This window comes from Mycoplasma seminis, from assembly GCF_030718845.1.
Taxonomy (GTDB): Bacteria; Bacillota_I; Bacilli_A; order Mycoplasmatales; family Metamycoplasmataceae; genus Mycoplasmopsis; species Mycoplasmopsis seminis.
The window spans coordinates 383,316-404,577 of the sequence record NZ_CP132191.1 but is presented as its reverse complement, the minus strand read 5'-3'; the positions used below and the strand labels follow the sequence as shown (position 1 = coordinate 404,577).

Genomic DNA, 21,262 nt, shown 5'->3' with positions numbered 1-21,262 from the left:
AATTATTATAATTTTGCAAAGTGTTCTACAGTTCTAACAAGTTGTGATACGTATGACATTTCATTGTCGTATCATGAGAATAATTTGTACATTACACCGTCTTCTGTTTCCTTAGCTGCAGTCATTAATGAATCAAAGATTGATCCGTGGTGTTGTCCGATAATGTCTGAAGATACAAGTGGTGTTGTTGAGTATTCTAATGTTTCACTAGCTGCTGCTTTCATAGCTGCATTTAATTCTTCAACTGTAGGTTGTTTTTCAAGCATAACTGTTAAGTCAACAAGTGAACCTGTAATTGTAGGAACTCTAACTGCAATACCATCTAATTTTCCTGCTGCTTCAGGAACTACTAAACCAATAGCTTTAGCTGCTCCTGTTGATGTAGGAACCATGTTTTGAGCTGCTGCTCTAGCTCTTCTTAAGTCTTTGTGAGGAGCATCTTGTAATCTTTGGTCAGCTGTATATGAGTGGATTGTTGTCATGTATCCTGATTTTAATCCAAAGTTGTCAACAAGAACTTTAACAACTGGTGCTAAACAGTTTGTTGTACATGAAGCTGCTGAGATTAATTTGTCTTCTTTTGTTAATTCTTTGTGGTTTACATTGTAAACGATTGTTTTAACATCTTTGTCTGATGGTGCTGAAACAACAACTTTTTTAGCTCCAGCTTTTAAGTGTTTTTCTGCACCTTCACGTTTTGTAAAGAATCCTGTTGATTCAACAACAACATCGATTCCTAATTCTGCTCATGGTAAGTTTTCAGGGTCTCTTTCTGATAAAACTTTAATTTCTTTTCCATTTACAACGATAGCACCTTCTTTAACAACAACATCAACTGGTAATGCATGGTATGCTGTATCGTATTTTAATAAGTGAGCTAATGTAGCTGGGTCTGTTAAGTCGTTAACAGCAACAACTTCCATTTCTTTTGATTGTGTTTCAAGTAATCTACGTAAGAATAATCTTCCGATTCTACCAAAACCGTTAATTGCTACTTTTTTCATATTTTTCCTTTCAAAAATAGTTTTGTTTATGCATAAATTTAACTTTTTTATGTTCGTGTATATTATAATATTTTTTATAAATCCTTTAAAGCTTTTTTCAAAAGTTTTGAAGATAAAAAAATACAATATTTTTTATAAAAACATAAAATAACACTGTATTTTTAATTAAAATTAAGCTTTTTTATAATTTTGCTAACTTTTTATCATTCTAAATAGCATTAAGTTGTTTTATTTTGCAATTTTTTGCTATATTCATGTTTAATTGTGAATGAAAATTGAGTTAAATATAATCCTAATGATAATATTTGTCAACTAATTCCACCAATATATCCTAGCATTGTGCTTCCATTTGATTTAATTGGTTCAGTTGCATAAACACCAATTTCAAGCCCTCATCAAACTAATCAAATAAGATCGTTAATTATAAAAGCAATATATTCTCAATATGTAACACCTTCTCATTTATTAGTTTTTATACTTTTAATAAATTGTGGTAGGAATGTAAGTGTTGTAAAAGCAGGAGCTATTAAAGAAAATATTAATGAAGCATAACCAGAAATTAGGTATCATTGTGCGATTTTATCTGTAAAGTTTTTTGAAATTTCTCTACACATATATAAAGCTACTGGAATTAAACTTAAAGCAAATGAAACAAGAATTCAAATATAACCATTAACTCTTTGTTTTTTAGTCCTACTACTATCATAATAATATGTGAAATATAGAACTAATGTATTAATTATTAATCCAAAAACATTAGCAATTAAAACATTTAGCATACTTCCAGGACTTAAACTTGATCAAATGATTCAAATAATAATCCCTAGTTGGAAAACTCAAAAAGAAGGATATGATACTCCTTGTGAATTTTTAACCTTTAATACATGGATTAATTGCGGTATGGTAATTCCAACTGTCATTACAATTGTTAAAATCATGAATATATATAGCACTATGCTAGTTGCCGGTGTAGCAATTCCGTTTGTTGATACTAAATTATGCATTTTATACCTCTATATTTAAATTATATTTTTTTATAAAGTAAATGATTATTTTAATATTAAATTAGAATAATTAACTTTTAGCACTATTTGCAAGTTATAAAAGGCATTTAATACACTAATTATTTTTTATCATATTTTATAGACAAAATAGTAAAATATAAAAACTATGAACAAGACAACTTTAAATAAATTTGATGCAATTGTAATTGGTGGAGGTCATGCTGGTGTTGAAGCAACTTTTGCTTTAGCAAATATGGGACATAAAGTCGCTTTAATCAGCTTTGATTTACACAAAATTGCAATGATGCCTTGCAACCCTTCAATCGGAGGACCTGCAAAAGGAATTATTACTAGAGAAATTGATGCACTTGGTGGAGTACAAGGGTATTTTTCAGATTTAGCTATGATTCAAATTAAAATGTTAAATGAATCAAAAGGCCCAGCAGTTAGAGCTATGAGAGCTCAAATTGATAAAGAAAAATATTCTAGAATTATTCTTCAAGCTTTACAAGAACATAAAAATGTCACATTAATTGAAGGTGTAGCTGAAGATATTATTACTGAAAATAATTCATTTAAAGCTATCAAAATGGAAGATGGAAGTATTTTAGAAGCTAAAGAATTAGTTATCACTACAGGAACATATATGAATTCACGTATTTTACGTGGAGATGAAATTACTATTTCAGGTCCAGATAATCAAAAAACTACTCCAAAACTTTCACAATCTTTAGCTGCACATGGATTTGAATTACAAAGACTTAAAACAGGTACTCCTGCAAGAGTTTATGCTGATTCAATTGATTTTTCAAAAGTGGAAAAAGAAAACCTCGAAGATACTTATTTATCATTTTCAAGCAGATCAAATGTTAAACTTGATAAACAAATTTCTTGTTATTTAACTTATACTAACGAAAAAACTCATGAAATTATCCGTAATAACATTCATCGTTCAGCTATGTATTCAGGATTAATTGAAGGAATTGGTCCAAGATATTGTCCTAGTGTTGAAGATAAAGTTATGCGTTTTGCAGATAAACCTAGACATCAAATCTTTTTCGAACCTGAAACAGTAGATGGTTCTATTATTTATGTTAATGGAATGTCAACTAGTATGCCGGTGGATGTACAAGATCAAATGCTTAGAACAATTCCAGGGCTTGAAAACTGTAAAGTTCAAAAATGAGGTTATGCAATTGAATATGATGCTTTAAACCCATTACAAATTTCTCCTTCACTTGAATCAAAAGTTGTAGCTAATATTTTTACAGCAGGTCAAATTAATGGTACAAGTGGATATGAAGAAGCCGCTGCTCAAGGTCTTATTGCTGGAATTAATGCAGGTAGAAAACTTGAAGGTAAGCATCCCTTAATCCTTAAAAGAGATGATGCTTATATCGGTGTTTTAATTGATGATTTAGTAACCAAAGGAACAAAAGAACCTTACCGTATGCTAACTTCAAGAGCTGAATATAGATTATTACTTAGAAATGATAACCCTGATTTAAGACTTGCTAAATATGGAAATGAAGTAGGACTTGTTTCTGAAGAGCAATATCAAAAAGTAGTTGATAAATACAATAGCATTCAAGCTAAAATTGAAGAATTATCAAATTCATACTTATCTTCAAAATCACCTTTAGCTCAACGTTTAGGGATTGAAAATGGTGTTTCACTCCTTAGAGTACTTGCTAGACCTGATGTTGAAGCTAGTGAAGTTGTTGGCGATTATGAATTCAAAAATGAACTTACAATTGCAGTTAGATTAGATGGATATATTAAAAAGCAACAAGCTGAAGCTGCTAAAATGAACAAACTTGAAAACTTCAAAATTCCTGAAGATATTGATTACAATATCGTGCCTAATATTGCTACAGAAGCAAAACAAAAATTAATTAAAATTAAACCACTTACAATTGGTCAAGCATCAAGAATTAGCGGAATTAATCCAGCTGATATTCAAATGTTAATGTTCTATATTCAAACTAGAAATAAATAATGAAATTAAATATAATTTGCGTCGGATCATTGAGTAAAGAATTTAAAGTTCTTTATGATGATTATGCTAAAAAAATTAATTACTTTTGTAAACTTAATTTAATTGAAATTAAGGAACAAAAAATCGAAAATATAGAATTAAAAAAACAAAAAGAAACTGAATTAATTCTTGAAAAAATTCCTAAAAATTCTAAAGTATATTATTTATCTTTAAGAGGTAAACAATATGATAGCGAATCTTTTGGAGACTTATTTTTAGATATAGATAATGTTACATTTGTTATTGGTGGATCAAATGGAGTAATTGAATCTTATTTTCCAAATCAAATCAATTTCTCAAAAATGACTTTTCCGCATCAATTATTTAGAGTTATGCTTGTGGAACAAATTTATCGTGCTTTCACAATTAGAAATAATATTACTTATCACAAATAATCCAGTTCTCTGGATTTTTTCTTTTAAGCTTAGCTCATAGGAATATTAATATATAATAGCGCTATGAAAAAAATCTTAAAACAAACATTGCTTATCTCAAGCCTAAGCGCAACGATAATTGGGGGGGTATTAAGCACCGCTTGTTCAAATGTAATAATTAAAAAAGCAGATCCTAATACTAATATTGAAGAAATCGCTCAGGCACAAATGTCAAAAAACATTGTTGAATTGCAAAATGAAGCTGATATTAATTTATACTTTTCAGCATGAGGTATTCAAACATTTTATAACTTAATTCGTCTTGCTATGTGTTCGGATAAAGAAGTGCATTTCTTCTATACCACAGCATTAGAATTTCAAAGAAAGATTAATGCTTGTGCTTTAGAAGATTTTCTTAAAAATAAAAGAGTAGTTGATAATAAAAATGAAACAAATATCAGACAAAACTCTAGAGTCAATAGTATAAATACCACCAATTATGACACTGCAGCTAAAAAGTTTGAGGAAATTATTAAACAGAATCCAGACAAGAAAATTAATATATTTATCAATTCAGATCATATTAGAATTGCACCAGCAATAATAGGACTACTTGAAAAATATAAAAATGTCCAAATTAAAGGGATTGAAGATTCTAATATGTATAGCCAATATGTTTTAGATCAATATTTACCAAGATTAAAATATTGATACTGAAATAAAGAGGAAAACACTTGAAACCTTCCTAAAAGACCAGATAGAGAATCTCAATACATATTACCGAGATATATTGATGGATTAGATTTTTACTTCTCATCTAATTCAGACGTAAAGAAATTTATTAAAGAAGGACTTTTAAGTACGCACCCATTTTTCTATAATGATAATGAAACTGAAATCAAGGATTATATCTTTAATAAAAGAGATATTAATAATAAAAGATTATTTAGTTATTGAAGCAAAATATCTAATTTAAATTGAGAAAAAGTTGGAGATGTAGTTAAGCAAGATTTTGAAAACAATCAGAAACCAAGTTTAATTATTTTAGGTTCAGGTAATCCAGTAGAGGATAAAATTTATATTGGATATATAGCTGCAAAATATTCAGATGAATATAATATTTATTACAAGGGACACCCAGGTCATAATGAAATCGCTACCTGAGTTGATGATAATTTTGTTAAAAAACATAATTCAGTTCAATATTTTGATTATCAAAGTAATTCATGAAAATATTGCACTTTAAAACAAGGCAATATTGTTCGTGCAGTTGAAACACAAATTCAATCTGAAGAATTAACTAGTGATCATGTTTTAGAAGAAAATGGACTTAAGTTTGATAAATGAGCTTCATTAGATTTTACTACTAGTGCTTTAATTGGTTTAGTTAATGGTTATAATGCCTTAGAAGATTTCATTGAAATTAAATATGATCAAAACTCAATTGATAAAACCAGCTCAAATTACACAGAAAAATTGGAAGAACTATTAAGTATTCGGCTAGCTCCAAGATATATTTCAATAAACTTAAAAAATGAATCCATAAACAAAAATAAAGATTCCTTAAATATTGATGATTTCAATATTTCTACAACATCAAATTCATATATGAATATAATAAATAAGCCCAAAATCATTCAAGTAAATAAGTTGGAAAATAATATTTATGAATATGTATTTAAATTACAAGTGAAATTCACAAGTTTAAAAGCTTCTGACACCATTTATCAAGCAATAATTAAAATTAAAATCTAAAATAAAAAAGATGAAATAGCCTACAGCATAGACTAAATCATCTTTTTTTAATATGACACTCTTTTCTTTTGTTTAATTACTCTTTCTTTAAAGAAATCAATGGTTGAATAAATTGTTACTAAAAATAGAATATAAACAGGTATTGAAATTAACGATCTTAAAGCAATTGGAATCATAAAGTAAATATATTTTTCGCTAGCTAAATATGATTTTCCCATGAAGTAATTCATGTATTGAATATATACATATGGTCCATAAATTCATCTCATTAGCACAATAACTGAAACAACTAACCCAAATGAAATTAAAACTTTTTTAATAAATAAAAGTGTTGGTGTTGAGTTTAAATCTTTTTCATTAGTGTAATTTGTTAAAATAATAACAAGTAAAGAAATCATTATTATGGTAAATATTCCAGCAAGCCACACCATAATTCATACTATTCAGCCTGAAATGGTTGAAAATCCAAAGGTTCGAGAAATACGTCATCCTTTGTAATTTCCATTCATTTTATCTATTCCAATAATATTTTTTATATGACTTGAATCCGGTTTGTAATCTTGTAAATAAGCTCCATAAGATACAGTTACAAGTAATGCAAGAAATACTAAAGACATTATTATTACAGTTGTTAATGCGGCTCATTTAGTATTAGCTTTATACATTCAAATGAATAATTTAGAAATTATTACAACGCATATAGGTATAATAGCATACATCCAGAATCATGACCAGATTGCTCCAGTAAATAATAATGAAGCAAAATCCGCTATTAACCCTAGCACACAGGCTTTAAAGGTTGAGAAAAATAAAGCAAAAACAATATAAAACACATATTCAAAACTAAGTCCAACTCTCGATAATCCGGTAAACTTAGTTAATGTTGTTATAATTAAAAATAAAGATAATAATACACTAGCAATCGCAAGCTCTTGCACTGAAAATACAAAAGAATCTTTTGATAATTTTGATAGTTTCGAATTACTTGTTAAAGTTATTAAGTAATTAATTGATGCAGTGTTATCTAATGAATTTTTATATTTATATTTAGGCACAAGATATTTGAATAAAACTAGATTTCTATACAAAGTACTACTAATAGGTAAAAAAGATAAAATCCAGTCAAGTTTTACCATTGTTTTATAATGCTTTTCTGAATAATGCAACGAATTATATAAATGATTAATTCTATAATGCAATTCATATGTTTTTAAAAAAATTAAATAATTATAATAAATAAATAAAGCAATTGCTGCAATGATATAGGTATATCACGACTGATATTCTGTTTGTTCCTTACCTGATGTTGCAAAATATTTTTCACCATTTAAAATACCTAAAACCAGGAATGTAATAAACAAAGCTTGATATAAAAAGTGCGCAACAAAAACAGCTACCTGTTGATTTTTGATAGCATCTCTAAATTGTTGAACTCTTTGAGTTAAAAGTCAAGTTCCTTCATGATTTGGGTAGGTTTTTTGCTGTTTTCTTATTTTTCATTTCTGTTCAGTAATCATATAATAATTGTATTATGAATATTATTTTTTTAATGTTAAAAAACTAAAAATATGATTTTGAACCATTTTTTGCATTAATTGTGATTAATTTGGTATTAAATAGCCTTTCATTTAAACATTGAACAAAGGCTTCTAAAATTTCTAATTCATTAGTTTCAGCTATTGAGCCTTTAATTAATTGATCATTAAAATTTTTAGCATGCTTCAAGAAATCGGTTTCTTGGATTTTGAAAATAGTACCAAGTTCAATTAAATAATTTGTATCACCTTTTTTAGTATATAAATGTAAAGATTTTATTGTGTTATTTTGCAGCGAATTTTGTTTCACTTCACAAAATAAAATTTCTTGATTACTACTAAAAATAGGCATTATATAACCTGAAACTAAGTCACTTTCTTTAAATAAAGCTCTTGTTAATTCTTCACTTAATTTGTAAATTTGAAATAAATTGAATTCTTCTTTCATGTCATCCTTTCAATTTATATATTAAAAATTTTCAATGTGAACTAAAAATAAACTAAAAGACTTTTCTTTTCTTATTTTTAAACTTAAAAATAATATATTTTTAAGTATAATTATCTTATATTTACAAAATTAATTAAAAAGCACTGAAAAAAGGAGAAAAAAATGATTAATGTTAATGAATTTAAACCAGGTATTACATTCCAAGATGAAGGTGATATTTTTGTTGTTTTAGACGCACAACACTCAAAACAAGGACGTGGACAAGCAAACGTTAAAGCTAAAGTTAAAAACTTAAGAACTGGTGCTACAACTATTAAATCTTACACAGGTGGAGATAAAGTTAAACCAGCTCACATCGACAAAAGAAGAATGAACTTCTTATACTCAGATGGAGAAAACATTATTTTAATGGATAACGAAACATATGAACAAGTTGAAATTCCAGTTTCACACGTTGAATGAGAATTAAACTTCCTTAAAGAAGGTTCAGATGTTCAAATCAGAAAATTCCAAGAAGAGGTATTAGATGTTGAATTACCAGCAAATGTTGAATTAACAGTTACTGAAGCACCAGATGCTGTTAAAGGAAACACAACAACAAACCCACAAAAGAAAGTTATTGTTGAAACAGGTTTCGAATTAGAAACACCTATGTTCATTAAAGAAGGCGATGTTATTTCAGTTTCAACAGAAACAGGAAAATACGTTGGTAAAGCAAATAAATAATGAACTGAATTACAGTACCATATAATTCTAATCAAAGCTACATCGTGCAAGAGTCAGCAATTGTCGATGTAATTCAAAATGCACTTGATAATACTAAATATGTAAAAAGTAACTTATCAAACATGCGTTTAAGTTTTGATGAAGATCATTCAAATGTTCAAATTTACATAGATGTTAAAATTCGTGGACCAAAAGATAAAGAAATTGATCCATATGCAATTATCAAAGAATTAACTTTTAAAATTGAAGAAAATGTTAAAACACTTATTGATAAAAAACCAAAAAATGTTCAAGTAGTTTTATTGGATATTTACTAATAAATGAAACAAAAGAAATTTCCTAAAGAAAATATGTCACTTTATCGTAAGCTTTTTAGTAACGAAGTAAAAAGTGAAATAGAAAAATATCAAAAAGCTAATAGCAAACGTCATTTCAAAGGCACAGATAAATATTTAGAGCAAATTGAAAAATTACTAATCGAACTTAGAGAACATAAAATTAGTAATGAAAACTTAATTGATAATAAAGTCGTATTTCGTCATTTAAAACGTGAACATGCTTTTTTAAGAAATCGGCTTTATTTTATTCTAGGCGGAATTGCCTTTGTTATAGCTATAATTGTAATTATTCTATTAGGTATTTTCTTAGCATAAAAAGTTAAAGATATGAATCCTTCAACTAATAATGAAAAAAAAATAAGACATTTCTTCAAAAACCACTTTGGACACTTTAAGTGACAAGATTGAATCACTTGCACAATTGGTTTTTCACTTATTGTCACTTACATAACCATAACATTACTTGAATGACATTTTAGAAGTACTTGAGTTATGGAAGCATGAAATTATGCGCCAGATGGTCACAAAAGTATTTTTGATCAAATTAAAGATATTCAAGATTCTTCAGGCAATGAAAATATACAAAAAATAATTAATTATTATGTATATCCAAATGCAACATACCTATTCTGAGGTGGTTCAACTTATTGATTTACTTTTATGTCCAATGTTTTAATGGGGATTACTTTATTCCTTTATCCATTTTGACAAAAATCACGTAGAGCACAAACGTTCTACTTTGCCTCAATGGTATACATCATTATAGTTATGCTTGGATATTGAGGTGGTGTTATTTTTGACCATAGCATTATTACAGATAATAAACCATTTGAAATGGTTAAAACACTTATAATGCATGCTGGAGCTCCATTCTTTGGATTAATGACTCTTTTTGTTTATGAAAGAAAAAGAATCAGAATTTCAACTAAATCAGTATGAGGTTTTGCTGCATGACCAATTGCTTATTTATTCTTTACAATTGCGATTTATTTCTTAGGATATAAATTCATGCAATTTGGTGGGACAGAACTCCAACGTGGTGTAACAATCTATGGTGTTGTTTCATTTTATGAACCATTAGGATATAAAGGCGGAAGTATCTTTATAGTAGTTGTCTTAGATATAATTATGGTGTTATGTGCAATATTTGCGGCACCTGTAATTGGATTTACTTTAAGAAAATTACTTAGAATACTTCGTCCAAGACAAAAGAAATTACCAAAATTATACTTTGTCAAACCGGAAACACGTGCAGCAGTTGCTAAAGCTAAAGCTGAAAAACAAGCTGCTAAAGAAGAAAAGAAACTTGCAAAAGTTGCTGAAAATCAAACAGATATTAAGCTTGATAAAACAAACTAAACCATTAGTTTGTTTTCTATAGCATTAAGTTAGGAGAAAATATGCAAGATAAAGAAAAATACATTGCATCCTATTTTCATAAAACCAAAGAAATATTAGCTAATAAACTTCCTAATAACAAAATAGTTATGCAATTTTTTCAAAGAAAAGATGATGCTATTTTATGTGGAATTAATGAAGTTTTAGCTTTACTTGAAGAAAAAACCGATACAAGTAAATATATCATTAGATATTTACCAGAAGACAGTCATATTAATGCACTTGATATCGTTTTAGAATTAGAAGGACAATATCAAGAATTCGGTATTTGAGAAGGCCTTATTGATGGTATTTTAACTAGAAATACTTCGATCGCTACAAATGCTTACCACTGTGTCAAAGAAGCAAAAGATAAAAAAGTTATTTTTATGGGCGATAGAGCTGATCATTATATTAACCAAGAAATTGATGGATATGCTGCTAGAGTTGGAGGAATTGAAATTGTGTCTACCCTAGCTCAAAAAGACCCTTCCAAACAAGATGAATCAGTTTTTGGTTCAATGCCTCATGTATTAATTCAAGGTTTTAATGGTGATGTAGTAGCAGCCACAAAAGCTTATCACGAATTATTCCCCAATAATAAATTAATTGCTTTAATTGACTATCATAATGATGTTATTAATGATGCTTTAAAAATTTGGAATGCTTTAGGAAATAAAGTTTGAGGTGTTAGAATTGATACTTCTAAAAATATGGTAGATCATATGTTTGATGGTGAAACTCCTCAATATGGGGTAAATCCTGAACAAATTTTTAGATTAAGAAAAGCTCTTGATGAAGCCGGAGCCAACAAATATAAAATTGTAGTTTCTTCAGGATTTAATGCTGACAAAATTAAATTATTTGAAGAATTACATGTTCCAGTTGATTATTATGGGGTTGGACAAAGTATTTTTAAATTAAATAATTCATTTTCTGCTGATGCAACAATTTTAAATGGTGACCCTCAAGCTAAAGAGGGTAGAGCATATCGAAATAATCCTAATTTAATTACTTATAAAAAATAAAAAAGTTAAAATTACTAATGTTTTTTAGTAATTTTTTTATTTTTTACTTTTTTTAGCAAATAATTGCATTATAATAAATATGCTAGCAAACATAACATAAGAGGTAAAAACATGCAAAAAATTACAATTCTAGATGCTCATGTTGTTCCAACTTCAGCATCAAACTCACATAAAATTTTAGATCTTATCGAAACAGAATACGGAAAAGATGCAAATAATCAAATCACACGTATTGATTTAAATCAAACAGAATTAGCCAGCGTATTTATGACAGCTAATAATTTATCTACATACTGAAATGATGTTAATTCAGATAAATGGATTGAACTTATGAAAAACAGTGATGTTGTAGTTGTTTCAAATCCAATGATTAATTTTAACGCTTCTACAGTATTAAAAAACTTTATTGATTCTATTTCTGTAGCTAATAAAACATTTAGTTATAAATATTCAAAAAGTGGTGATGCAATCGGACTTTTAACAAACATTAAAAAAGTTATTATTGTCTCAACACAAGGTGCACCAGAAGGATGATATCCTTGAGGAACACATGCAAGTTGACTCGAAGGAACATTTAAATTTTTAGGTGCTCAAGAAGTGAAAAATATTAAATGATATGGAACTAAAGTAAAACCTAATTCAGATATTACTTTAGATCAATTAGAAAATCACCTTGCAGATGAAATTAAAAGTGCTATAAAATAGGCTTAAAAGTATGATTTTCAATTTCTTGCTTACAAACCACAAAGTGGTTTTGTTTTTTTTTTTTTTTAGAATATAAGTAGAAAAACAATTAAGGAGAAAATTATGAAAACATTTAACAAATTAAGTATTTTATTTTTAGCAGCACCAGTAATTATTGCACCACTTAGTGTGGTTGCTTGTGAAAAGAAAAATATTATAGCACCACCACTTCCAAAACCAGTTGAAGATGAAGAAGATTTAGATGCTGTAATACCAGATAAAGATTTTAGTTATGAAGAAAAAGAAGAGGGAGATAAAAAAATTCTTCAACAAATTCATAGTTATAATAGAAATCTTTGAGAACATTTTGAAAAAATGAAAGATATGGATTTTGATGATAATTTAAAACCTAAAGATATTACAAATATTAATAATAGTTTAACTAAAACTCTTAAAACAATTAGAAAATATTCTAAAATGAGTAATCATCCTAACTCATATGATAATTTAATGAGTAATGATGCATGGGTAAGTGTAGAATATCCTAATTTACCAATTCAATTTCAAGACGAAGATAAAAATAGTTATGAAAAATTTATCAATTCTAAACAATGAAGAAAACCAGATAATATTGGTAATGGAATAGATGTTGATTCAAAAGAATTCAAAAACTTAGTTCAAAGATTTAATAATTTAGACACTACTTTAACTAAAATGGATTTAATTAAACTTCATACTTATTTACATGAAGTTGGAATTAGATAAGGTATAATTAAATAGTAATTAATAATTTATTTTATGTAAAGGAGAATGAACAATGTATAATACTTTTGATTATAAGAATTATTATATATATGATGAAAATCTTCCAATATATAATCATGCTATTGCTGTTTTATAAAAGAAAGCCACTTAATTTTATACTCAACAAAGAAATTTGTTGAGTTTTTAATTGCATTTTTTTGTTTTTAACTACTACATAATAGCTAAAAAAATACCTTTTAGACCAATAAGCCTTAAATTTAAAGTAATAAATATGGTAAAATTTTATATATAAAAATTAAGGAGCAAAAATGAGATTATCAATAATATCATTAGTAGGAGAAAATGCAGCTCAAGTAGATACTTTTTTAGCATCATTAAAAGAACAAGAAACTCAAAGTTTTGAAGTAATTTTATGTGTTAATAAAAGCTCTGAAGCTAAAAATATTTACAAAGTAGCAAAAAAATATTACGAATTTTTTGGAAGTAGATTAATTGTTATTTCTAACTCTAAGGATAATTCATACCAACACAATTTAGTTAGTGCATTCAGAATTGTTAAAGGTGAATATGTAACTGTAATTAATTCTGATACAAGTATTAAAAGATACTTTATTGGAGATATGATCGAACATGCACAGCGTTGAAACGTTGACGTTTTAGAATTCAAACCTAGATTAATTGGAACCGTTCGTTTTAGACCTAAAGAAAGAGGTGAATTCGATAAAGTAGTTGATTTAAGCAAAGAACCTAAAATATTTGCTTATACTTATCCATTTGTTTTTAACAAAATTTATAAAAAATCACTTGTTAAAAAAGTTATGAAATATAAACCACAAGTTTCAAATGACACTTTAATGTGTATTGAATTAAATTATATTTTACTAATGGAAGCTAAAAAATATAAATATTTAGACTTCAGAATTATTCGTGAATTCATTTCATCAAACACTTGATTTAATACTAAAGTTTCACTTGAATCATTCCACGCAATTGAAGCTAAAGCACAACACATGAATTTAAAAATTCAAGAAGAATTAAAATATGCAAAATACTACTATGTTAAATTACTTTTAACAGGATTTTTATCTGAAACATATTTTGTATATAGACACTTTTCTAAGACAGATAAAGAACAACTTGAAGAAAAAAGAAGTGAATTATTAATTAAAAAACATGATGAATTTCTTAACAAGATTGAAAACAGTCCTGAATTCCAATTATTCTTAACAACTAATATGTATATGATGATTGATTCACCTGAAACTAGAATGTTAAGAGAAAGCTATAAAAAATTAATTAAAAGTAAGATTTTAGATAATTTAGAATAATGTACAAAAACGCCGGTTTTTTCAAAAGATTTTTTTCTAATTTAATTGATTTTGTTCTTGTTGTTGCTTTTATCTTTGCTATCGCTGCTTTAGTGCATTGAAAATACTATCAAACCTTAGGTATTTCTTTAATTTGGATAAATTGCTACTACATCTTATTTCCCTTAATTTGAAAAGGTAAAACTATAGGAATGCTGATATTGAATTTAAAAGTTATTAATTCAGCCGATAAAAAATTTCATTACTATTTAATTTTTAAAAGAAATGTCCTCGGATGTTTCTTTATCACATTGAATGTAGTTATTATTTTAATAGCTGCAGGAATTATGCAAAAAAAATTAGGAAATTCACTTGATGAGCAAACTATTAAAAGTACTTTATCAGGTCAAGTTCTTACGGGTATTTTAACCGCCTTCATGGGTACATGATTCATAATTCAAACATTAGGTTATTTTATGTTAATTTTTTCAAAAAGAAAATTAACTCTTTTAGATATTTCATTTAACTCTCGAATAGTTGAAGATAAATATTTAGAACTTATTGAGGAAAAAGATATTATCTTACTTCCTTATTACTACACAGAAAGAAAATTTAGATACTTTGAGCAAGGAGAATAATATGGATTTAATTAAAGTTGATTTATTAAGTGATTTAAACCTACAACAAAAAGAAGCGGTTGAATACTTTGATTCACCACTTAGAATTATTGCAGGAGCAGGTTCTGGTAAAACTAGAGTGCTTACAAGAAAAATTGCTTACTTAATTAATGATTTAGGAGTAAGACCTAAAAATATTTTAGCTATGACTTTTACTAATAAAGCTGCTAATGAAATGAAGCAAAGAGTGCTTAATTACACAAATAAAAGTCTAAAAAGCGAATTAAAGATTTCTACATTCCACTCTTTCTGTGCTGAATTATTAAGAAAACACATTCGTTTACTTGGATTTCACAATGATTTCTTAATTGTTGATGAACCAGATAAAATTCAAATTTTAGGTAATATTTATCGTAAAAGAGAAATTTCAAGCCATGATATTAGTTACAAAAGTATGATTGAGTACATTTCATATGCTAAAAATATGGAACTCACTCGTGAAGAACTTGCAAAAGAACTTAAAAATTCTGATTTCCAAGAAATTGTTCCGAATGTTTACCAAGATTACTTAAATGAATTAACATCTAAAGGTTCTCTTGATTTTGATGATTTAGTTATTTTAACTAAAATGCTTTTAGAAACACACCCAGAAGTTGCTGCTATTTATCAAAAACAATTTGAATATGTTTTAGTTGATGAGTTTCAAGATACTTCAAGAATGCAATATGATTTAATCAAACTACTTGTTGGTCCTAATACACATTTAACTATTGTCGGAGATCCTGACCAAACAATTTACAACTGACGTGGTGCAGATGTGGATTTAATCCTTAATTTTGATAAAGAATACCCAAATACTAAAACTATTATTCTTGATATTAACTACCGTTCAACTCAAAAAATCCTTGATGCAGCTAACAATTTAATTTCTAACAATTCAAATCGTTTACATAAAGATTTAATAACTCAAAATCAACTTGGAGATGATGTTGAATTCTATCACGGATTTTCTCCAGAAGCTGAAGCTAGATGAGTAGTTCAAAAAATCAACGAACTTAAAAAACAAAAAAATCAACTTAAAGAAATCGCTATTTTATACCGTTCAAACTATTACTCAAGACCTTTTGAAGAAGCTCTTATTGAAGAAAACATTAACCATAAGATCTTTAATGGAATTAAATTCTTTGAACGCGCTGAAGTTAAAGATGCTTTAGCTTTCCTTAGAGTTATTGCTGAACAAAAAGATATTGCTCTAGAACGTATTATCAATGTACCTAACAGAGGTATTGGGGAAGCTACATTAAACAAATTAAAAGCTTATGCTAAATCTAAAGGAAAATCATTATTTAGAACACTTCAAGAAGATATTAGAACTCTTCCGATTCCAGCTGAAAAAATTAAAAAATCTATTTATCCATTCATGGTGCTTGTAATCAAATATGCAAAAGCACTTCAAAACAACAGCATTAGTGTTACATTAAATAAATTCCTTGAAGAAATCAAATACTATGAACACATAGCACTAAATGAAAACTTACGGGGATCAGCTGAAGATAACGTTAAAGAACTTATTAACTCAATTGCAAACTGAGAAGAAAAGAATAAAGGTAAAAGTGTTTCAGATTACTTAAACATGGTATCTTTAATGTCTGTTTCAGATGAATATGATAATGTACCAAACTATGTTTCATTAATGACAATTCACTCAGCTAAAGGATTAGAATTTGACAACGTCTTTATCGTAGGACTTTCTGAAGGAATTTTCCCAAATCGTCGTTCACTTGAAAAGAAAACTCCATCAGATAAATTTGCTGCTAATGGAAGATATTCTAATGATTTAGAGGATGAAAGACGTCTTGCTTATGTTGCCGTAACTCGTGCTAGAAATAAATTATTCCTTTCTGATTCAAGAGGAAAAGTTATTGGTACTGAAATAGATAAAGTTCCATCTCGTTTCATTGAAGAAATGGGAATTAATGTAAACGAAACTATTATTAATGGTAAAAACCGTTACTTCCAAGACTTCAACAGTGAAGAGCAAAGCGTTCCTAATAACCACATTATAGTTGGTGACATTATTAGTCACGTTGTATTTGGAGAAGGAGAAGTTTTAGAAGTAACTCCAAGCGAAATAGTAGTTGAATTTATTAAGGATAAAAAAGTAAAAACATTAAATAAAAATCACCCTGCAATTAAGGTAATTCCTAAATAATGCCTATTTCATCTATCATCGGTGTAATAATTGGTGTCTTTGTGGCTATCACATTATTCACCTTTCTTTTTATCCTTCTGCTTTACTTCTTTTATGCAAGAAATTCTTCTGGTATCATTCTGTTTAAAATAGATAGTAACAACAATCGTGTTATTAGACAAAGTTCTAAAAATTATGCTTTCGCTACTATATTTGATGCTCAAAAGTTTAAATTTCAACAATACAATTACATTCCTCTTGATACATTTTTAAGTATTCTAGATGAAGAGAGTTCAAAATATATTTCAAACTACATTAAAGAAGGAATAATTAAAAAACAACAGATTGCCTTTAATTTTGCTAACAATATCAAAAACAGTTTAAACCTATATGAAAGACTTATTTATTTCTTTGATAAAAAATGTGGAGTTCAAAATATTTATCATTTAAAAATTTATCCACTTGAAAACGGTGAATATAATTGCATTATTACTTGAAAAAGAAAAAATCAAACAGTTGAATTGCTTAATCAAGAAGAAAATAGCTTTTATAATGCTGAATTTAAAGGAAATACGCATATAATTATTGCATTCGCTTTAAAGCCTTTTTATATCACTAGAAACATTGAAAGCGAATATATTAATGAAGTATTTAATCAGTTTGACTTAAACCCTAAAAAGACACCTATATTTAAACAAAATGGATTTTTATTCCTTGTAGTAAGCGAAAAAAGTAAACATACTTATTTAAAATATTTACATAAAGCTATGCAAATTAATAATGATATTAGCTATAGTAAATGTTTTATTGCGGCTACTATTTTTAGAAATACTAAATTAGCAACCGAATATTCTAGAGAAATGTTAATAGCTAAAATTTCTTATTCACTTTTTAACATTTTAAATGAATTCAAACAATATAAAAACTATATTAATTTACCACTTGATTTCATTAATACTAAAGAATTTAAGGAATTTAACTCGCAATTAATCCGTTACCGTAATGAGAATTCATTACTTAATAAAGATTTAAATAATATGCATATTAATTATTTCCCAATTAAGAATTATTCTTCAAGTAAATCATCTAATTTAACTATCGCATCAGTTTCAAATGATTCATATGATGTAATTGATAACAAATGAAATCAATTCTTCCATAAGATACCTATTTTAAATTATGAATATGAAAATTATTGATACGATTATGTTACTAAAAACTCCAACAAAAATAATAAAAACCTTCTAGTTAAAATTTCTCAAGAAGTTTATTTAAACAAACAATTAGATAACAGCGAAAACAATCCTATTTGTTTAATTTATGCTTACAATAATATGTTTGACCACTTAAACCTAAAAAGAAAAATAGATGAAAATTTCAAAAATGCAATACCTACAGCTTTATATATTAATGAAATTGATAAAGCTTTAATTAATATTATTAACGATACAAAGCTTAAAGCAATTGTTATTGGAGATAAGGTTACTTCGCATTTAAATAACACTAAAATTTATTTTGATTGTATTAATGTTATTAACCTTGCAAGCAACAATAATATTAAAGTTATTTATGAAAATCCACCAGTAAATTTAGATGAATTAATTATTTTAAAAGCCAAAGTATTTGCTTGTTATTACACAAATGAAGATATTTAAAAAATACCTTAATGCCTATGTCATAAGCATTTAGGTATTTTTTAATCATAAGTGACATCATTTAAATTCTTAGCTCAATTTATAAACAAAGTATAAGCACGAGTTAAATCAACTTTACCTTTTTCTTTAAACACTTTATTTAAATTTGCATAATTATGGAATTGAGCATAAATATCAACATCATTTTCACTAGGTTGTAAACCTAAAGCTTGAATTTTTTCAGGATAATATTTTGAAATTAAAGCATATATTTTAGTTGCACAAAACTCAAGTGGAAAGTTTTCAAGTTTTATAGCACCTGTTACTAAAAGTTTAATAGCATTTTCTTGATCATCAAATTTAGGAAGTAAAATCCCTGGAGTATCTAAAAATAAGTATTCACCATTAACTACTCATTTCTTTTCTCTAGTTACCCCTGGATAGTTAGCAACTTTTAATGTTTTCTTATCAGAAACTAAATTAATCAAAGTGCTTTTACCACAATTAGGAACTCCAACAACAAAAGATTTAATTCTAGTAATTAACATTCCTTTGGCTTTATTACGTTCAATTTTCTCTTTCATAATAGATTTAATTTTATTTAAAATAACTTTTTTAGAACTTTGCTTTCTTAAATCTAGTCATAAAAGGTTTTCACCTTTAAAACGTTTTTCGATTAAAGGCTTTTTATTTTTATCCATTAAATCAGATTTAGTAATAATAAATAATCTTGGTTTTTGCGGAGCAACTTTATCAAAATCTTCATTATATGAACTAATTGGACATCTAGCATCTAGAACAACAATAAATAAATCAGCTAAGTTTGCATTTTCTCTAATGTCCTTCATAGCTTTAGCCATGTGACCTGGATATCATTGAATTAAATTTTGATACTTGTTTTCATTTTCATTATTCATAAATTTTCTCCACTTCTTTACTTAATCTTTTGTTTTCTTCTTCAAGGACTTTATTTTTATCAAATTCAACTTTATATAATTCTTTGTATTTATTTAATTGAGTTTCTAAGTTTTCTTTAGTATCTTCTTCTTCAACTAAATTAATGAATAAATATTGTAAAAAATCATCAACTTCTTTTTTATTGTAGCCTTCAAGGTTTAAAGAAAACTTTTTATCTTTAATACTAATGCTTAATTCTTTGATTTTATTCATCTTATCCTCTATTTCTTATTTTATCTAGCACAATAGCTGTTGCACAAGCTACGTTTAAGCTTTCAAATGAAATTGGAATGTATATAAGTGTGTCACTAAGCTCTTGTACTTGTAAACTAACTCCATTTCCTTCATTTCCTACTATAATAACAAATTTATCATCAGGGAATTTAACTTCATTTAATGCAAGCGCTTTTTCATTTAGCACTGTAGCATAGATATGAAAGTCTTCTTCTTTAAGCTTGCTTAAAAATTCAACCCCATTTTTACCTGAAATAATATTACTGCTAAAAAATGCTCCTTGTGATGAACGAATTGTTTTAGGATTAAAATAATCAAATTGATTTATATAAATTGTATCAATATCAAAAGCCTTAGCTAAACGGATAATAGTTCCAACATTGCCTGGATCTTGTAAATTATCTAGATATAAAATTTTACTTCCATGTTTTTTAACTTCTGGGAACTTACATACTCCAATAATATTTTGTGGAGTAACAGTATCACTAAGGTCTTTTAAAATTTCTTGAGTAACTAATATTGAATTTGAATATTTAGGCTGTGCAGCGCTGTATTCAAAGGTTTCTAATAATAGCCCTGCATCATAGGCTTCTTGAACTAAATGATATCCTTCAACAATAAATTTTTGTTCTTGTAAACGATATTTTTTATTAGTTAATAATTTCTTTAATTCCTTGATTTTAGGGTTACTTTTGCTCGTTATCTTCAACATAATCTCTTAAGAAATATTTTCCTTTTTCAACTTCGTATAATGATAAGTCTTGAAAATCAAGTTGTCTCATAACTTCAAATCCAAGAATACTTACACAGTTACCTAAATTAATTGAACGCATTGCTGAAACCATTGGAATTCTTAAACAATCATCTAAGTGGTCTTGTAGGACTTTTTTATCAATTCCAGTAGACTCTCTCCCGAACATTAATCAGATTTCTCCTTTATCTTGATATTCAGCTTTATAATCAACATCGGTGTATGATTTTAGCCCATAACGAGTGATGTAAAAGATTTTTTTATCACCATATTTTTCAGCAAAATCTTTATATGATTTATGCACTTCATGAGGAATATCTGAAAGCATTCTTCCTGCTCCTGCTCTTCTAAGTCATTTAGGGTGTAAATCAAAACTAATTGGTTTGATAATGTGTAATTTTGCTCCGATAGCAAAACATGTACGAATTATATTCCCTGTATTAGGGCAAATTTCTGGTTGGTATAATACTATATTTAACATGTGTATATTATACA

Annotated in this window: 22 protein-coding genes; 14 read left to right on the top strand and 8 right to left on the bottom strand. The window is 27.1% G+C overall.

The features are described 5' to 3' along the window. Positions 1–5 precede the first annotated feature (5 nt). A complete protein-coding gene (gene gap, locus Q8852_RS01835; RefSeq protein WP_305938291.1) occupies positions 6–1,004 on the bottom strand; it encodes a type I glyceraldehyde-3-phosphate dehydrogenase in 999 nt (332 codons plus the stop codon). A gap of 218 nt (positions 1,005–1,222) precedes the next feature. Then, the gene (locus tag Q8852_RS01830) at positions 1,223–2,008 is read right to left on the bottom strand and encodes a PQ-loop repeat-containing protein (RefSeq protein WP_305938290.1); all 786 of its coding nucleotides are present in this window, start codon (positions 2,006–2,008) and stop codon (positions 1,223–1,225) included. Between the two features lie 166 nt (positions 2,009–2,174). Between Q8852_RS01830 and mnmG the strand changes: the two genes are divergently transcribed. The 3 genes from mnmG to Q8852_RS01815 all read left to right on the top strand — a co-directional run bounded on the left by mnmG (position 2,175) and on the right by Q8852_RS01815 (position 6,175). Further along, positions 2,175–4,007: a tRNA uridine-5-carboxymethylaminomethyl(34) synthesis enzyme MnmG gene (gene mnmG, locus Q8852_RS01825; protein WP_305938289.1), complete on the top strand. Its 1,833-nt coding sequence runs from the start codon at positions 2,175–2,177 to the stop codon at positions 4,005–4,007. Next, on the top strand, positions 4,007–4,441 hold the full coding sequence (locus Q8852_RS01820) for a 23S rRNA (pseudouridine(1915)-N(3))-methyltransferase RlmH (RefSeq protein ID WP_305938288.1): 435 nt from the start codon (positions 4,007–4,009) through the stop codon (positions 4,439–4,441). Before mnmG ends, Q8852_RS01820 begins: the two co-directional genes overlap by 1 nt. 63 nt (positions 4,442–4,504) lie before the next feature. Then, positions 4,505–6,175, top strand: coding sequence for a hypothetical protein (locus tag Q8852_RS01815; protein ID WP_305938287.1), 1,671 nt, complete (start codon positions 4,505–4,507; stop codon positions 6,173–6,175). Between the two features lie 47 nt (positions 6,176–6,222). Here the strand turns inward: Q8852_RS01815 and Q8852_RS01810 are convergent, their stop codons facing one another. Next, entirely contained in the window at positions 6,223–7,692 is a 1,470-nt protein-coding gene (locus Q8852_RS01810) for a hypothetical protein (RefSeq protein ID WP_305938286.1), read from the bottom strand. Between the two features lie 43 nt (positions 7,693–7,735). Then, on the bottom strand, positions 7,736–8,158 hold the full coding sequence (locus Q8852_RS01805; RefSeq protein WP_305938285.1) for a hypothetical protein: 423 nt from the start codon (positions 8,156–8,158) through the stop codon (positions 7,736–7,738). Between the two features lie 162 nt (positions 8,159–8,320). Here Q8852_RS01805 and efp point away from each other — a divergent pair, with 162 nt between their 5' ends. The 11 genes from efp (at position 8,321) to Q8852_RS01750 (ending at position 18,846) form a co-directional block, all read left to right on the top strand. Beyond that, on the top strand, positions 8,321–8,884 hold the full coding sequence (gene efp / locus Q8852_RS01800; RefSeq protein WP_305938284.1) for an elongation factor P: 564 nt from the start codon (positions 8,321–8,323) through the stop codon (positions 8,882–8,884). Then, positions 8,884–9,201 (top strand): MMB_0454 family protein, encoded by a 318-nt coding sequence (locus Q8852_RS01795; RefSeq protein ID WP_305938283.1) that lies wholly within the window; start codon positions 8,884–8,886, stop codon positions 9,199–9,201. The genes efp and Q8852_RS01795 overlap by 1 nt, the downstream gene beginning before the upstream one ends. A gap of 3 nt (positions 9,202–9,204) precedes the next feature. After that, positions 9,205–9,537, top strand: coding sequence for a hypothetical protein (locus Q8852_RS01790; RefSeq protein WP_305938282.1), 333 nt, complete (start codon positions 9,205–9,207; stop codon positions 9,535–9,537). Between the two features lie 177 nt (positions 9,538–9,714). After that, positions 9,715–10,581: an MAGa3780 family membrane protein gene (locus tag Q8852_RS01785; protein WP_305938281.1), complete on the top strand. Its 867-nt coding sequence runs from the start codon at positions 9,715–9,717 to the stop codon at positions 10,579–10,581. Between the two features lie 23 nt (positions 10,582–10,604). Then, positions 10,605–11,627 carry a nicotinate phosphoribosyltransferase gene (locus Q8852_RS01780; RefSeq protein ID WP_369810274.1) on the top strand — a complete coding sequence of 341 codons (1,023 nt, stop codon included), beginning with the start codon at positions 10,605–10,607 and terminating at the stop codon, positions 11,625–11,627. A gap of 111 nt (positions 11,628–11,738) precedes the next feature. Next, a complete protein-coding gene (locus Q8852_RS01775) occupies positions 11,739–12,332 on the top strand; it encodes an FMN-dependent NADH-azoreductase (RefSeq protein ID WP_305938280.1) in 594 nt (197 codons plus the stop codon). Between the two features lie 102 nt (positions 12,333–12,434). Beyond that, on the top strand, positions 12,435–13,076 hold the full coding sequence (locus Q8852_RS01770; protein ID WP_305938279.1) for a hypothetical protein: 642 nt from the start codon (positions 12,435–12,437) through the stop codon (positions 13,074–13,076). A 308-nt stretch (positions 13,077–13,384) separates the two neighbouring features. Further along, positions 13,385–14,404, top strand: coding sequence for a glycosyltransferase (locus Q8852_RS01765; protein WP_305938278.1), 1,020 nt, complete (start codon positions 13,385–13,387; stop codon positions 14,402–14,404). Continuing rightward, the gene (locus Q8852_RS01760; protein WP_305938277.1) at positions 14,404–15,021 is read left to right on the top strand and encodes an RDD family protein; all 618 of its coding nucleotides are present in this window, start codon (positions 14,404–14,406) and stop codon (positions 15,019–15,021) included. The genes Q8852_RS01765 and Q8852_RS01760 overlap by 1 nt, the downstream gene beginning before the upstream one ends. A 1-nt stretch (position 15,022) precedes the next feature. Continuing rightward, complete coding sequence (locus tag Q8852_RS01755; RefSeq protein WP_305938276.1) at positions 15,023–17,212, top strand: ATP-dependent helicase; 2,190 nt, start codon at positions 15,023–15,025, stop codon at positions 17,210–17,212. After that, complete coding sequence (locus Q8852_RS01750; protein ID WP_305938275.1) at positions 17,212–18,846, top strand: MHO_4530 family protein; 1,635 nt, start codon at positions 17,212–17,214, stop codon at positions 18,844–18,846. Before Q8852_RS01755 ends, Q8852_RS01750 begins: the two co-directional genes overlap by 1 nt. A 41-nt stretch (positions 18,847–18,887) precedes the next feature. Here the strand turns inward: Q8852_RS01750 and ylqF are convergent, their stop codons facing one another. The 4 genes from ylqF to Q8852_RS01730 are packed head-to-tail and all read right to left on the bottom strand — an operon-like array spanning position 18,888 to position 21,248. Then, positions 18,888–19,742 (bottom strand): ribosome biogenesis GTPase YlqF, encoded by an 855-nt coding sequence (ylqF, locus tag Q8852_RS01745; protein ID WP_305938274.1) that lies wholly within the window; start codon positions 19,740–19,742, stop codon positions 18,888–18,890. Continuing rightward, on the bottom strand, positions 19,735–19,995 hold the full coding sequence (locus tag Q8852_RS01740; RefSeq protein WP_305938273.1) for a DivIVA domain-containing protein: 261 nt from the start codon (positions 19,993–19,995) through the stop codon (positions 19,735–19,737). The genes ylqF and Q8852_RS01740 overlap by 8 nt, the downstream gene beginning before the upstream one ends. A gap of 1 nt (position 19,996) precedes the next feature. Beyond that, positions 19,997–20,728, bottom strand: a complete 732-nt coding sequence (locus Q8852_RS01735) for a TrmH family RNA methyltransferase (RefSeq protein WP_305938272.1) — start codon at positions 20,726–20,728, stop codon at positions 19,997–19,999. Then, the gene (locus Q8852_RS01730) at positions 20,703–21,248 is read right to left on the bottom strand and encodes a tRNA (cytidine(34)-2'-O)-methyltransferase (RefSeq protein ID WP_305938271.1); all 546 of its coding nucleotides are present in this window, start codon (positions 21,246–21,248) and stop codon (positions 20,703–20,705) included. Before Q8852_RS01730 ends, Q8852_RS01735 begins: the two co-directional genes overlap by 26 nt. Positions 21,249–21,262: the final 14 nt, after the last annotated feature.